The following is a 14,194-nucleotide window of genomic DNA, read 5'->3' as shown; positions in this document are numbered from 1 at the left end:
ACCGTGAAGCTCCGGGTGAACCGGGCACTATGGAATACGGTGGAAGCCGGTGATTCAGTTACCAAGCACCTGGGAGCGGATCCGGTGAAGGACTGACATGCCCGCAGGTCCGGATCCGGACACTCGGATGATTGGATGCTCGCGATGGACCGGCCGCCGCGACGCGCGTGCGCGCGGCAGATCACACGGAGGCGGGGATGACAGTCAGTGTGCTGGTCGCCGATGATCAGGCCTTGGTCCGCACCGGGATTCGGATGATCCTGGAGGCACGCGAGGATATCCGGGTCGTCGGCGAGGCCGGGGACGGGGCGGAGGCGGTGCACCTGGCAGCACAGACACAGCCGGATATCGTGCTGATGGATCTGCGGATGCCTCGTGTCGACGGTGTGCAGGCGACGCAACGACTTTCCGCATTCCAGCCCCGGCCCTCGGTCATCATCCTGACCACCTTCGACGAGGACGAACTGCTGTACGCGGCCCTGCGCGCCGGTGCGGGCGGATTTTTGCTGAAGGACACCCGGCCCGCCGAACTGGTCGAGGCGATACGTGTGGTGGCCAGCGGAGAGGCGCTGCTCGCGCCGCGGGTGACGCGCCGGCTGCTGGATCGGTTCGTCGCCGACATGCGCCCCGAAACGGCGGCAATGCCGGATCTCGCCGATCTCACGAATCGAGAGGTCGAGGTCCTCACACTCATCGCGCAAGCTGCCTCCAACGCCGAGATAGCGACGAAACTGGATGTCACCGAAGGCACTGTAAAAAGCCATGTTTCGGCGATTCTGCGCAAACTCGGGCTGCGGGATCGAGTGCAGGCGGTGGTGCTCGCCTACGACATCGGGCTGGTCCGGCCTCGGCAATAACAGCCATGCCCGACCGCTCATCGGCCGTTGAAGGCGGCCGGTCTACGCTCCAGCATGGCTGTGACGGCCTCGCGGTGATCTTCGGTGTGGTGAGCGGCCGCCTGCATCGCGGCGGCCAGCTCGAGGTGGCTGTCGAGGCTCTGGTGTCGGCCCTCGCGCAGTAATCGCTTCGTCATCCGGAGTACGTGCGGTGGGTTGGTGGATATGCGGGCGGCGAGGCGGTGGGCAGTATCGAGCAGGGCGTCGGGTTCGACGACATCGGAGATCAGGCCCCAATCGAGCGCGGTGTGCGCGTCGATCGGTTCACCGGTGAAGGCCATCTCGCACGCTCGGGCCATACCGATTGCCTTCGGCAACAGCCATGAGCCACCGTCGCCGGGCACAAGTCCGACCCGGACGAAGCTCTCGGCGAATACCGCAGTGCGTGCGGCGATCCGCAGATCACACAGCAGCGCCAGATCACACCCCGCGCCGATGGCCGGACCATTGACGGCGGCGATCGTGGGGATCTCACAGTCGTACAACGCTTTTGGAATACGCTGGATACCCTGCCGGTACCCTTGGCGCAGCTGCGCCGGTGCACCACCGAACATTCCGGCACGATCGCGCATCTGTTTCAGGTCGCCGCCGGAGGAGAAGGCTGTCCCTGCGCCGGTGAGAATCGCCGCCCGCACGCTGTGGTCGTGATTGGCCGCCGTCACCGCGTCCTCGAGGGCGGTAATCGTGTCTTGCGCGGATATCGGGTTGCGCGCCGCCGGGCGGTTCAGTGTCCAGACGACGACATGGCCGACACGGTCGACGCGGATCGGCTCAGTCATCATCGTCTCCGGAATTCTCGCGCAATACAATTCGAATATCGACCGGGACTAGGTCGGAACCGGATGCGATCACCGGATTGAGATCGAGTTCGGATATCTCCGGGTGCGCGGCTACGAAATCGCCGACGCGGACCAGAAATCGGGCAAGCTGGTGCCGGTCGACTGCGGGGAGATGACGGTAGCCGTCGAGCATGCGGGCGGCGATCGTCTCGTCGATCATTTCGCGGGCCTCGAACTCGGTGAAGGGCGCAGCACGAAATGTGACGTCGCGCAATGCCTCTACCATCACGCCACCGCTACCGAAGGCCACCACCGGCCCGAAAATCGGATCGCGAGTGGCGCCGACCAACAGTTCGATTCCGGCATCGGCCATTGGGGCGACGATCATCCCATCGATGTGGGCGTCTGGCACATGCGCATGGACGGAGTCGATGATCGCCTGTGCCTGCTCGGCCGCCTGGGCGGCCGGCACGCCGACCCTGACCCCGCCCACCTCGGATTTGTGGATGACCTGCGGGGAAACAACTTTCAGCGCGCACGGTCGCTGATAGTCGGCGACAGCCGCGGCCACATCCTTGACGGTGCGTGCGAAAGTCCATGCGCCGAGGTCGATTCCGGCGGCGGCGACCACCCGCCGTGCGGTGGGTTCATCGAGAAGTCCCGATCCGGGGATGGCGGCGGCTGGCGGTGGAAGTACAAGTGTGGAGCGTTGCGGGGTAGTCGCCAGCAGGCGACCACGCCGCTCCAGGGCCGCTACGACCCGTACGGCGTGATCGATGGAGGTGATCACCGGTACGCCGCCGGCCCGCAGGCGGTCGTGGTTGGCGATGTCGAGGCCGGCGTAGCAGCTCTGGATCACCAGGGGGACATCGTGTTCGGCGACGAGTGTGAGCAACACTCCGGCGGCGGCATCCTCGATCGTGCGCAGCCGTGGGTCGAAGCGCAGGTGGTAGCCGCCATAGAGACCGATGACCAGCACGAGACCGACATCGGGATCGCCCATGAGGATCTCGGCGGCCTCGGCGAACACCAATGGGTCGGCGTCGGTGGCGCCCGCCACGTCGACTGGACCAGCCACGGCCGCATTAGCGCCGAGTAGATGCCGCAGCCGTTTCTGTGTCCGATCGCCGAGTTGGGCTAGTTCGATGCCGTTGGCGGCGAGGGCGTCGGCGGCCAGCGTGGCGTGGCCCCCACCGTCGCTGAGGATCGCGACCTTGCGCCCTGGCGCGATCGGGGCGGAGTCGGCAAGGGCGCCGGCGACGACCGCGAGCTCGTCGGAGCGGTCGACCAGTTCCACCCCGGCCTGCCGCAGCACGGCCGTCGCCACGGCGTCGAGTCCGGCGATCGAGCCGGTGTGCGACCGCGCGGCGCGGCGCCCCCCTTCCGAACGGCCACCGCGCAATACGGCAACCGGTTTTTCCGGAATGGCACGAGCGGCGGCGATCAGGAACGACCGTCCGTCGGTAAACCCCTCGGAATGAATGGCCACGACGCCCGTACCCGGATCGCGGACGAATTCGGTGAGGCACTCGTCGTACCGGATATCGGCCTGGTTACCCAGCCCCACACAGATGTGGAAACCGGGGCCTTTGGTCGCCCGATCATCGTTGACCAGCGACAGCAGCATATTTCCGCTCTGCGTGATCACACTGATCGGGCCGCACGGAACATGCTCGAGGCCAACGAGATTCGCGCCCGAGGCGACGTTGAGCAGGCCGGAGGTGTTGGGCCCGATGACCCGAATGCCGGTCTCGGCGATCGCCACTGCGAGCGCGGCGGCGAGTTCGGCGCCGGTTCCCCCGATCTCTCCGAAACCGTTGGCGAGCACGACGGCTCCTGCGATACCGGCGGCGGCGCAACGGCGCAGCATGTCGGGGACGGCGGCGGCGGGTAAAGCGATCAGCGCGACGTCGACGCCGTGGGGGAGCCGATCGACCGAGGAGTACACGCCGAGGCCGAGGATCTGCAGTGCCGTCGGGTGGACCGGGTAGATGGGATGTGCGTAGCCGGACTGTTGCAGGGCGCGGATGGCCTGGAAGCCGCGCTTGGCCGGATTGGCGGATGCGCCGACGATGGCGACGGAATGTGGGTCGAACAGCCGCTCGAGTGCGGTGCGGGCGGGCGCGCCGAGGCCGGACGTGCGGTCGTCGATGCTGGTCATCTCTACTTTCCTTCGAAGACGGGGGTGCGGCGTTCGGCGAATGCGGCGACGCCTTCTGCCCAATCCCGGGTGGCCATCAATGCCAGGAGCTCGTGCTGCTCAGTGGCGAACGCGACGTCGAGGGGGTCATCGCGGCGCAGTGCCGCCTTCATCCGGGCCAGTGCGAGTGGCGCCTTCGCTGCGAGGGTTTCGGCGAGCCCTTTGGCCGACCCGAGCAGAAGATCACTGGTTACCGCGGAATGGGCCAACCCCCAATCGAGTGCCTGCCGACCGGTGAATCGCTCTCCGAGGATCAGCATGTCCGTGGCTCTACGCAGACCGACCAGACGTGGCAGCCGGTTGGTTACACCACCACCGACGAAGGTGCCGATGCTCACCTCGGGAAACCCCATCTGCGCGTCCTCGGCTATGACCATGAAGTCCGCGCTGATCGCTAGTTCCGCACCGGCACCGAGGGCATATCCGTTGACCGCCGCCACCACCGGGGTGCCCATCGTCTGGATCTGCTCGCAGGCACGCTGGCCCAAATCGACGTAGCGCGCCTGCTCCGCGGGAGTCCTCGTGCCGGACTTGTGCGCTTTCAGGTCGGCCCCCACGCAGAACGCCCGCCCGGCACCGGTGAGGACGACGCAGCGGATTCTGGGATCGGAGTCGGCGGCATTCAGTTCGTCGACCAGCGTCCGGTACAGCTCTTCACTGACGGCATTGAGCCGTTCGGGGCGGTTGAGAACGAGCGTTGCGATGGAACCGGATCTGCTCACCAGCACGGTGGACATGGGCCTCACTTCTTCCTCGGCGGGTTCTATGTCAGCACTATGCCATAGAATTTGCAGACATCACACAGTTTGCAATTACTATTGCGTCGAATCGGCAGGGCGTGTTCTATGTCACTACTTGCATCGGGCACCGGCCCACGGTTTATGGAAGAAGGCATCGTGCCTAGCTCGGGAAATCTGAAGCACAGCATCAACACTCGGCAGCTGACGATGATCGGTATCGGTGGAGTGATCGGCGCCGGGTTGTTCGTCGGCAGCGGCAAAGCGATCTCCGCAGCAGGTCCGGGCATCGTCATCGTTTACCTACTCACCGGCCTGGTGATCATTCTGGTCATGCGCATGCTCGCCGAGCTGGCGACGGCCAGCCCCGAAACGGGATCGTTCTCGAGCTACGCCTCCCGCGAACTCGGTACCTGGGCAGGACTGTCGGTGGGCTGGGTCTACGCCTATCACTGGTGTGTCACAGTCGCTTTCGAGGCCATTGCCGGCGCGGTGGTCGCCAATCAACTCCTGCCGTCGGTGCCGACCTGGCTGTATTCGCTGATCTTCATGAGCGCCTTGACCGCCGTAAACCTCGCGGCGGTAACGTCTTTCGCGCGTTTCGAGTTCTGGTTCGCCATGATCAAGGTCGTCGCGATCGTCGCCTTCATCGCAATCGGCATCGCAGCCATCTGTGGCCTGCTTCCGCACTACCAGGCGCCGGGAACGGCCAACCTGCTCGGGCACGGCGGCCTGTTCCCGAATGGCGCGACACCTTTGCTCGTGGCGTCGTTGACGGTGTTCTTCTCCTACTTCGGCACCGAGCTGGTAACGATCGCCGCGGGTGAGGCGCAAGATCCGGTCAGCGCGGTGCGCGCGAGTATGCGCAGCGTCGCTGGACGCATCCTGATCTTCTACGTCGGCTCGGTACTTGTTGTCGTCACGCTATTGCCCTGGAACGCAACGCAAGTCACGCAGAGCCCGTACACCGCGGTGCTGGACCAACTCGGCGTTCCCGGTGCGCGGACCACCATGAATCTGGTCGTACTCACGGCCGTGCTGTCTTGCCTGAACTCGGGTCTCTACTCGTCATCGCGGATGCTGTTCTCGCTCTCGCGCCGCGGTGAAGGCCCACGCGTGCTGGGCAGGACCGCCCGCTCCGGGGTGCCGGTCGCCGGTGTTCTCGCCGCCTCCAGCGCCGGATTCCTGGCGGTCGTGGCGAACTACTTCCTGCCCACCGGAGCGGTTTTCACCTTCCTGCTCAGCTCCTCGGGTGCGGTCGCGGTCGTGGTCTACCTGTGCATCTGTGCCACCCAGATCGTCGGGCGTCGCCATAAGACCGCGGCGCAGATCACCGCACTGCCTGTGAAAATGTGGGGTGCCCCGTACCTGTCCTACGCGGTCGGAGTCGTCTTGCTGGCCATCGTCGGTGGAATGGCTTTGAATTCCGGTACCCGTACGCCGCTCGCGCTGACCCTCCTGGTCACCGCGACCGCCGTCACTGCCGGCCTGATTCATCAGCGCCGGGCCGGTGCGGCACAGCTGGCTACGGCGGAGTAGCCGACCGCGCCGATCAATCGGGTGCGTAGACGCCGAACTCGCTCAACAGCTTTTCCTCTTCGAGCAGTGTCGAGCGCACTTCATGCCCCAGGAGTTGTGCGACGGCACCCGTCATTGCCTGGGCGAGGGAGGTGAAGGCGGTCATCGATCGCAGGATGCTGGCGCTGGACGCATCGACGTAAAACGTATCGTGCGCCGATACCGCCAGCGGCGACACGGCGGTATCGGTCAATGCGATGACGTGGGCACCGCGCTGTCGAGCCCACTGCGCGGCGCGCACAGTGTCGAGGCTGTATCGATGGATCGACATCGCCACGAAACAATCGCCCGCACGCACCCGACGCAGTTCATCGGTCAGCGTTCCCGCACTGGCATCGATCGCCGACACATCCTCGCGCAGCATCCGCAACAGGTAGGTCAGCAGATACGCCGGGGCGTGGCATTTGCGCAGGCCCATCACATGCACCCGTGGAGCGTGGGCCAGCCGATCGACGGTCGAATCCCACATCGCGTCGTCGATACGCGCGAACGTGCGGGCGATATTCGCTTGATCCAGCCCCACGGTCTGTTCGCGCAGCCCGACACCTTCGGCCGTGAGGTGCTCGAGATTGTCGAAGCGGCGCAACAGTTGCGCTTGTTCCTGCAACCGTTCGCGGCACAGTCGCGTCAGCCCCGGATATCCCTTCAGACCCAGAGCATTGGCAAAGCGCACGACCGTGGCCTCATTGACATTGACCGCGCCGGCGAGTTCGGAGACAGTCATGAACGCCACCGCTTCGGGATCCGACAGCACTCGCTGAGCCAACTTCTTGTGCGCGGTGGACAGCGAATCCATCCGGCGACGTATCTCGACGGCCAGCTCGTCGAAACTCGCGGTACCCGTCGTCTCCGCGTTCGTATCCACCGAACCTCCTCCGCAACCTCGCACCGCGTGCCTTGCCGCACGGTTGTCTGCCAAGTTAGCCGATCCCGCTGATGGCCGATCACCAGGTGCAATAGCGGCTGGGGGCACCGACAACGGCGCGTTCATGTCATGTGGTCTACCCACGAGACAGCTGGTCGTCCGGTAAGCCGAGTGCCCATCCTGAGGTAGGTACTGGAATCACCGACGCGTCACGGTCACCTGCACGGTGTCCTGTCCGGGGCTGGTGGTGAGTTGAAGTAGCTGAGCATCGGGTGCCGACACGATGTCGGCGCCCTGGATTTGGACCTGGTAGCCGTTGGGGTAGGTGCTCTGCGGCAGATACACCACGGTGCGGACTCCAGGTGGGAACGATTGTCCGGAATCGGCTCGGCGGGCACTGTATTGGATGGTGAACGTCCCGGTCGCGCTGTCGTAGTGCCACTGCTGGGGGGTGCCCGCGATTGCCTGTGGATATGGGCGGACGATCGCCGGGTCCATCAGGTTGGGGCCGGTCGGTGGCTCCTGGGGATGACCGGGTGTTTGGTCCTGCGGTTGGGACCAGAACAGCCAAGAGGCCATGTTGTCGTCGAATGCGTCGGTGAGACGAGTCAGCTTCGCCGAATCTTTGGTCGCGCCGAACTCGGTAATCAGCCCGACAACGCCGTCGGCGTTGGCGCGATACAAGCCGTTACTCACGCAGGTGTCGACAGGGCCGAAGCAGTAGTCGTGAAAGCTCAACCCCGCGTTCGGATCGCCGGTGGGATTCGGCATCCAGTCCGGCGTACCGAGGTCGTTGGTTACCGACGGCTCATAGAACAGCATGTGTTTCGGGTCGGCTCGGCGGATAGCGTTCATCGCTTTGGCTTCGGCCGGCGCGAGCACACCGCGCTCGAACTCGGGGCAGCCCTGCGGAAAGCAGGTCGGGTATTCCCAACCGGGCCACGGCTCATTGATCAGGTCGTAGCCCAGCACGTACGGCTCGTCTGCGAAGTGCTGCGCGACATGCGCCCACATGGCCGCATAGTGGTCCTGCAGTCCGACACCATCGGACGCGGCGCGGTTGTGGTAGAAGTTCGCCCACGTTTGGTTTTGCGCCGGGCTCGTAAAGTAGACCAGCGGAAAGCCGGGATCGGGCTGCAAGGGGAACCCGTCGGTGATCGTCGCCCACTCGGGGAACCCGCTCCAACTCGCGCCGACCGATTCGTTGAACGCGTCCTGATGGGAATCGACAAGGCTGTAGATGTTGTACCGGGCCAGCAACTGCTGGGTCTGCTCGATTTGCGCGATGTAGTTATCGTCGTAAACGCCGGGCCGCGGTTCGACGGCGTTCCATGCGAAACCCAAACGCACTGCGTTGAAACCGTTCTCCGCCAGGAACTTGGCGTCGTTCTCACCGAAACCTCCCGCTGCGGGGAAGTACGGCGGGTACTTGTAGACCAAATTCACCCCGTGCAAGGTGACCACCCGGCCCTGGTCGTCGGTGAGCCAGCGGCCCGCGTGCCCCAGTTCGGTAGCCGTCGGTGTCGCCGCGGCCGGTGTGGTCAGTCCCAGCAGTAACACGACCAATCCGAGGCACCGCGCTGTCGAGGCCATGATGGTCATCGCGCAAACCTTTCGAGGAGTATGCGCCGACGGCATTGTTACGGCGCTGACGACTGCGGTGGATCGATCCGTGCACGAGGCGGTCGAGGCGAGGGCTCTGATGTGGAAATGCTATATATCGCTGACCCGATTCGATCACGACACTCCGTGGCACATCCGGGACGGCGGGGCTCCCGGCCTTACCGTGTCGTTGCGCGTCGGACGGCAGCCGGTTGTACTCACCACCTTGGGAGTGGACGGTTCGGGCCCGTTGATAGCATGAATCTGCCGGTCGGACAGACTGCTTCGGCGTACGCGACCAGGAGGTGGTGGCCGCCATTGACTTGGGTCTGGCCAGGCCTGAATTCTTCGGGGGCATGCGTTTAGATGTACGTATGCGAGAACCACCTCCTTCGCGCGCCATTGGGCAGGCGCCCAGAGGTTGATGTGATTCACGCATCGGCGGATCGGGAACCGTTGTGCTGCATGATCTCTCGTCGTCGATTCTCCAGACGACGAGCTGGCCGAATCCCTGCTGCCGAGGGTTGATCGACTGTCGCGAGCGGTGAGCGACGCAGTGTGTCAGGTCGCCTGTTCGCCGAGGCTGTACTGGCGGTGCAGGCGCTGAACCGCGTCGTCCATGTGCTCGACGAGCAACGTGCGCGCCCGGCGCGCCGGTCCCGATCCGATCGCATCGCGCAGTTCGACATGCTCTCGGGCCTGCTCGCGCAAGTCGGGATACGTTGTCTGTAACGCCCCCAAGCACATTCGGGTTTCGATCAACAAAGTGCGGGCCGCTCGAACCAAGCGGGGGCTGCCCGCGCTGTCGACCAGCGCCTCGTGGAAAGCTTGGTCGGCATCGGAAACGCCTGCGGCATCACCGTTTTCGGCGCACGCGCACATGTCGGTGACGCTGGGTTCCAAAGCCGCGTAGGCGATATCTCGGCGGCCGTCGAGGATGAGTGCGAGGGCGCCGCCTTCGATGGCGGTTCTGGCGCGGTAGATGTCGACGACGTCGTCGATGGTCAGCTCGATGACGAAAATGCCACGGTTGCGGATGCTGTACAGCAGGCCCTCGGTGAGCAGGCGTTGCAAAGCCTCGCGGACCGGGCCGCGCGATACGCCGAATCGGGTTGCGAGGTCGGCTTCGCCGAGTTGGGCGCCGGGGGCCATGTTGCCGTGCATGATCGCATCGCGCAGCCGGTCGGCGATCATTTCCGCGGTCGACTGCCGATTCACCGGCTCGAAGTCAACGACCGACATGGATATGCCTTTCCGAGAAGAGGGAACCGAGCACGGCGGATGCCACAGCGGTGCCGGTGAGCCGCAGGCCCTCCCAGATGGTGACCTGATTGGCCGTCAATACGATCTTGCCCAAGCGCGCCTCGAGTTCCGGCAACACCCCGAGGGTGTGCATGGCGGTATCCGGAATCAGCAGCGCCTGCGCGTCGGGATGGTCATTCGCCACAGCCAGTTCGCGCACCTGTGCGGCGGTCAAAGTGCCGACCTCCGCTGCGGTGTCTATACCGGCGCTGGAGAAGGCGACCACTTCGATTCCGGCATCGGCCAGGAATTCCACGAACAGCTGCGCGACATCGTCCGGGTAGCTTGCGGCGACCGCGACCCGGCGCACGTCGAGCGTCTGCGCGGCCGCGACGAAGGCCAGGCTGGTGCTCGAGGCCGGTACCTCAGCTGCCGAAGCCAGCGCTTGCACCTGCTCGCGCGCACCCTGCGGTCCGTATACGAAACTCCCTGAGGTGCATGCCCAGACGACGGCGTCGGGCTTGTCCGGTGCGAGCAAGGAGGCACCGTGGCGCAGCTTGTCCGGACTGCCCAGATCGAGCAGCTCAGGAATGGCGTGCAGATCGGTGCCGTAGATGTGAGCCACCGGAAACCGCACGCCGAGCAGCGACGCGGCGAGCGGGTAGTCGTCCTCGGCCGCGTGGTCCGGGTAGATGAAACCGACGGTGGGTGCCTGCATGTTCGTCCAATCAGAAAACGTTGAGTAGCCACTTTCCCGGACCGGTCATCGGCAGTTTCATCCGGCCCAGGCAGGCCCACATGGTGAGCTGATTCGCGGTGAGTACGGGTTTGCCGAGTGCCTGTTCGAGTGGCTCGATGACGTCGTAGGTGGGCAGGTTGGTACAGCTGACGAAGATGGCCTGCGCCTGCGGGTCGTCCGCGCCGATGATGCGTTCGGCGATGGTGCGGTAGTTGACCTTCCAGATGCCACCGCCCAAACCCAGATGGTCCGAACGGATTACGGTGCAGCCGGCCTCGCCGAGGAAGTCGTGCAGTTTGTGGGTGAGGATTTCGTCGTATGGGGTGAGCACCGAGACTCTGCTGATATCCAGGTGCCGGATCGCCTCCACCAGTGCGCCGGAGGTGGTGACGGCGTCCAGCGCTCCGGCCTGACAAATGGTTTCGCGCAGTGACTTCTCGTAGGCGAGGCCCCTGATGAAACTGCCCGAAGTGCACAGGTAGGCAACGACTTCCGGCTCGACGTGCATCACATCGCGGGTCGCCGCCGTCAGATGTACGGGATTGGAGACCAGCTCGGCCATCGCCATCGAAACCGGGACCGGTTCATACGGCGTGCGGGCCAGGTGCAGGCTCACATCCAGCGGCGCCCAGCGCCAGAGTTCGCGTTCGAGCGCGAGGTCGAACGGTGCGATGATCCCGATCCCCCGTTGTGCTACGGGCCCTTCGATATCGGGAAAGCCGAGTTCCAATGCGGCCCCTCTCGCGCTCAGCCGTTAGACCTCCGAGAACGATCGGATTGTTGACAATCATACGATGCGATTTTAGTGTGTCAATGTGGAACAGGGCCCGATTGTCACCGTCCTGCACAGTGACAGTGTGCCCGAGGCGGACCTCATGGCCCCGGTGGCCGATCGAGCAGAAGTGCGGTACACGCAAGCGCCCGGACTCGCCGACGCACTGCGCGGCGCCGACGCGTTATTCGTCTACGACTTCCTGACTCGCGCGCTCCCCGGCGCCTGGCATGCGGCCGATCGTTTGCGCTGGCTGCATATGGGTTCGACCGGCGTGGATCCGGTGATGTTCCCCGCACTGCGAGAAAGCGAGGTCGTGGTCACCAATACACGTGGCGTATTCGATACGGCCATCGCGGAATACGTATTGGGACAGATTCTCGGCTTTGCCAAGGATCTGTCCGGATCGCTTCGGTTGCAGCAACAGCACGAATGGCGACATCGCGAATCCGAACGCATTGCGGGCGCCACCGTCCTGATAGTCGGAACGGGCTCGATCGGCCGCGCCATCGCGCGGTTATTGCGCGCTGCCGGGATGACCGTGCGGGCAGTGGGTCGGCGCGCGCGGGCCACCGACCCGGATTTCGGCACCGTGAATAGCGACCTGCACGCTGAACTTCCCATTGCCGATTATGTCGTCGCGGTCGCACCGCTGACGCCGCAGACCCGGGAAATGTTCGATGCCAAGGCATTTGCCGCGATGAAACCACATGCCAGGTTTGTCAATGTCGGTCGTGGGGAACTCGTTGTGACCGACGACCTTCTCGCCGCAGTCAGCACCGGATCGATAGCCGGGGCGGCACTCGATGTGGTGGATCCGGAACCGCTACCGGCGCGGCATCCGCTGTGGGATCTGCCGAATGTGCTTATTACTCCGCACAATTCGGGTGATTTCAGCGGCTGGCGAGCCGAGGTCGTCACGGCGTTCACCCGCAATTTCGATAATTGGATCGCCGACCGGACTTTGGACAACGTGGTCGATAAAGAGCTGGGGTACGTGCCCGGCTGAAGGAGCCCTGCCATGAGCGAACGAAGTGAGCGAATCATGTGCCAGCGCGCAGTGCGCATGCCGGAGCCGAGCGTCAGCGAGGCGAAGGCATGAGCTACCCGGACGTCAATACTCAACCGGCCGCGATGACCGCCGTCGAATTGGTCTCGGCCTACGCGGCGGGCACTCTGTCGCCGGTCGAGGCGACCGAGGCGATTCTGGAAGCCATTGTGGCGCGCGACGGTGCGGTGAACGCCTACTGTCTGGTCGATCCGGATCGCGCACTGGTGCAGGCCAAAGATTCGGAGGCGCGCTGGCATTCGGGTTATGCCCGCGGACTGCTCGACGGTGTGCCGATCTCGATCAAGGACATCTTCCTGACCGAGGGCTGGCCCACCCGGCGCGGTAGCACCTCGATCGATCCGAGCGGTCCCTGGCAGGTCGATAGCCCGGTCGCGGCCCGGCTGCGCGAGGACGGCATGGTGTTCCTCGGGAAGACGACAACACCCGAAATCGCGTGGAAGGCGGTCACCGACAGCCCGCTGACCGGCATCACCCGCAACCCGGTCGATCCCACGACAACCGCGGGCGGCTCCTCCGGTGGCAGCGCGGCGGCGGTGGCCGCCGGGATGGGGCCGGTGTCGGTCGGCACGGACGGCGGTGGGAGCATTCGCATTCCCGCCGCGTTCTGCGGCATCGTCGGCTTCAAGCCGACGCACGGTCGGGTCCCGCTGTACCCGGCGAGTCCGTTCGGTCCGCTGGCGCACGCCGGGCCGATGACCAGGACCGTCGAGGACGCCGCGCTGCTCATGGACATCCTGTCGCTGCCGGATCCGCGCGATCCGACCGCGTTGCCGCCGACGGTGACGACCTTCCGCGGCCAGATGTCGCGCGAGGTGCGCGGACTCACCGTCGCTTACTCGCCGACGCTCGGTTATGCGAAGGTCGACCCGGAGGTCGCCGCGATCGTGGATGCGGCGGTGCGGCGGCTGGCCGATGCCGAGCTACGGGTCATCGCGACCGATCCGGGCTTCGAAGATCCGCGCGACGCATTCGAAGTGCTGTGGGCCGCCGGTGCTGCCACGATGTTGGCGAAATTCCCGGATGGTGCGCGCGAAAATGTGGATCAAGGGCTGCGCGCGGTCTGGGAACGTGGCGAAACCGTCAGTGCCGTCGACTATCTCGACGCCCGTGCGGTGGCTGCCCAACTCGGTATCACCATGGGCGCCTTCCACACCACCTATGACCTGTTGATCACCCCGACGATGCCGATCACCGCATTCGAGGCGGGTCACGATGTCCCGCCGGGCAGCGGGCTCGATAGCTGGCCGCAGTGGACGCCGTTCACCTATCCGTTCAACATGACCCAGCAACCCGCGATCAGCATCCCCGCGGGCACCACCGCGGCAGGACTGCCGGTCGGCCTGCAGATCATCGGACCGCGCCATTCCGATGATCTGGTCCTCGCGGTCGCGCGCTACGCCGAGTACGTGCTGGGTTAGCCAATTCTCATTTCAAGCCTCTCCCACCCCCGACAGAGCGAGTCTTACGAGCGACGTTCGCGGTCCGTCTCGCGTCCGCGCGGAGGCGCGGCCATCGACTCAGCCGAGTCGTCGAAGTGCATGCGCCGCCGGCGCGAGTCTCGACCTTGCGGCACGCGCGCACCGGGTGCCGAACGCCCCGCCATCACCAACCACCACGGAGCGAGTCTTACGAGCGACGTTCGCGGTCCGTCTCGCGTCCGCGCGGAGGCGCGGCCATCGACTCAGCCGAGTCGTCGAAGTGCATGCGCCGCC

The 14,194-nt window shown here is 65.1% G+C and carries 12 protein-coding genes; 4 read left to right on the top strand and 8 right to left on the bottom strand.

Going from position 1 to position 14,194, the window contains the following annotated elements; translation table 11 throughout:
* Window positions 1-197 precede the first annotated feature (197 nt).
* Complete coding sequence (locus ACIBJI_RS41690) at window positions 198-857, top strand: response regulator (protein WP_397088697.1); 660 nt, start codon at window positions 198-200, stop codon at window positions 855-857.
* Window positions 858-874: 17 nt separating this feature from the next.
* Here the strand turns inward: ACIBJI_RS41690 and ACIBJI_RS41685 are convergent, their stop codons facing one another.
* Genes ACIBJI_RS41685 through ACIBJI_RS41675 form a run of 3 tightly spaced genes read right to left on the bottom strand, consistent with a single transcriptional unit; the run spans window position 875 to window position 4,612 of the window.
* Window positions 875-1,675 carry a crotonase/enoyl-CoA hydratase family protein gene (locus ACIBJI_RS41685; RefSeq protein ID WP_364339717.1) on the bottom strand — a complete coding sequence of 267 codons (801 nt, stop codon included), beginning with the start codon at window positions 1,673-1,675 and terminating at the stop codon, window positions 875-877.
* The gene (locus ACIBJI_RS41680; RefSeq protein WP_397088695.1) at window positions 1,668-3,836 is read right to left on the bottom strand and encodes an acetate--CoA ligase family protein; all 2,169 of its coding nucleotides are present in this window, start codon (window positions 3,834-3,836) and stop codon (window positions 1,668-1,670) included. Before ACIBJI_RS41680 ends, ACIBJI_RS41685 begins: the two co-directional genes overlap by 8 nt.
* Window positions 3,837-3,838: 2 nt before the next feature.
* Window positions 3,839-4,612 carry an enoyl-CoA hydratase/isomerase family protein gene (locus ACIBJI_RS41675; RefSeq protein ID WP_397088693.1) on the bottom strand — a complete coding sequence of 258 codons (774 nt, stop codon included), beginning with the start codon at window positions 4,610-4,612 and terminating at the stop codon, window positions 3,839-3,841.
* 159 nt (window positions 4,613-4,771) lie between these two features.
* Here ACIBJI_RS41675 and ACIBJI_RS41670 point away from each other — a divergent pair, with 159 nt between their 5' ends.
* Complete coding sequence (locus tag ACIBJI_RS41670; protein ID WP_397088691.1) at window positions 4,772-6,151, top strand: amino acid permease; 1,380 nt, start codon at window positions 4,772-4,774, stop codon at window positions 6,149-6,151.
* Window positions 6,152-6,164: 13 nt separating this feature from the next.
* Here ACIBJI_RS41670 and ACIBJI_RS41665 read toward each other — a convergent pair whose 3' ends face one another.
* From ACIBJI_RS41665 to ACIBJI_RS41645, 5 genes are all read right to left on the bottom strand, one after another.
* Window positions 6,165-7,055 carry a MurR/RpiR family transcriptional regulator gene (locus tag ACIBJI_RS41665; RefSeq protein WP_397088689.1) on the bottom strand — a complete coding sequence of 297 codons (891 nt, stop codon included), beginning with the start codon at window positions 7,053-7,055 and terminating at the stop codon, window positions 6,165-6,167.
* A gap of 198 nt (window positions 7,056-7,253) precedes the next feature.
* Window positions 7,254-8,657: a cellulase family glycosylhydrolase gene (locus ACIBJI_RS41660; RefSeq protein ID WP_396955969.1), complete on the bottom strand. Its 1,404-nt coding sequence runs from the start codon at window positions 8,655-8,657 to the stop codon at window positions 7,254-7,256.
* A gap of 561 nt (window positions 8,658-9,218) precedes the next feature.
* Window positions 9,219-9,899 carry a GntR family transcriptional regulator gene (locus tag ACIBJI_RS41655; RefSeq protein WP_397088687.1) on the bottom strand — a complete coding sequence of 227 codons (681 nt, stop codon included), beginning with the start codon at window positions 9,897-9,899 and terminating at the stop codon, window positions 9,219-9,221.
* Window positions 9,886-10,617, bottom strand: a complete 732-nt coding sequence (locus ACIBJI_RS41650; protein ID WP_364339732.1) for a maleate cis-trans isomerase — start codon at window positions 10,615-10,617, stop codon at window positions 9,886-9,888. The genes ACIBJI_RS41655 and ACIBJI_RS41650 overlap by 14 nt, the downstream gene beginning before the upstream one ends.
* A 10-nt stretch (window positions 10,618-10,627) precedes the next feature.
* Entirely contained in the window at window positions 10,628-11,368 is a 741-nt protein-coding gene (locus ACIBJI_RS41645) for an Asp/Glu/hydantoin racemase (protein ID WP_396955970.1), read from the bottom strand.
* A gap of 85 nt (window positions 11,369-11,453) precedes the next feature.
* Between ACIBJI_RS41645 and ACIBJI_RS41640 the strand changes: the two genes are divergently transcribed.
* The gene (locus tag ACIBJI_RS41640) at window positions 11,454-12,419 is read left to right on the top strand and encodes a D-2-hydroxyacid dehydrogenase (protein WP_397088685.1); all 966 of its coding nucleotides are present in this window, start codon (window positions 11,454-11,456) and stop codon (window positions 12,417-12,419) included.
* An 89-nt stretch (window positions 12,420-12,508) separates the two neighbouring features.
* Window positions 12,509-13,900 (top strand): amidase, encoded by a 1,392-nt coding sequence (locus tag ACIBJI_RS41635; protein ID WP_364339738.1) that lies wholly within the window; start codon window positions 12,509-12,511, stop codon window positions 13,898-13,900.
* Window positions 13,901-14,194: the final 294 nt, after the last annotated feature.

The sequence above is a fragment of the Nocardia sp. NPDC050408 genome (assembly GCF_044458905.1).
Lineage (GTDB): Bacteria > Actinomycetota > Actinomycetes > Mycobacteriales > Mycobacteriaceae > Nocardia.
Note: the sequence above shows the minus strand (reverse complement) of the source record. Positions and strands in the feature narration are given on the sequence as shown.

What these genes read in the sequence shown, in the direction of transcription:
- ACIBJI_RS41675 (WP_397088693.1), bottom strand. Translation starts at nt 4,612, where the DNA reads ATGTCCACCGTGCTGGTGAGCAGATCCGGTTCCATCGCAACGCTCGTT.
- ACIBJI_RS41660 (WP_396955969.1), bottom strand. Translation starts at nt 8,657, where the DNA reads ATGACCATCATGGCCTCGACAGCGCGGTGCCTCGGATTGGTCGTGTTA.
- ACIBJI_RS41655 (WP_397088687.1), bottom strand. Translation starts at nt 9,899, where the DNA reads ATGTCGGTCGTTGACTTCGAGCCGGTGAATCGGCAGTCGACCGCGGAA.
- ACIBJI_RS41650 (WP_364339732.1), bottom strand. Translation starts at nt 10,617, where the DNA reads ATGCAGGCACCCACCGTCGGTTTCATCTACCCGGACCACGCGGCCGAG.
- ACIBJI_RS41690 (WP_397088697.1), top strand. Translation starts at nt 198, where the DNA reads ATGACAGTCAGTGTGCTGGTCGCCGATGATCAGGCCTTGGTCCGCACC.
- ACIBJI_RS41685 (WP_364339717.1), bottom strand. Translation starts at nt 1,675, where the DNA reads ATGACTGAGCCGATCCGCGTCGACCGTGTCGGCCATGTCGTCGTCTGG.
- ACIBJI_RS41680 (WP_397088695.1), bottom strand. Translation starts at nt 3,836, where the DNA reads ATGACCAGCATCGACGACCGCACGTCCGGCCTCGGCGCGCCCGCCCGC.
- ACIBJI_RS41635 (WP_364339738.1), top strand. Translation starts at nt 12,509, where the DNA reads ATGAGCTACCCGGACGTCAATACTCAACCGGCCGCGATGACCGCCGTC.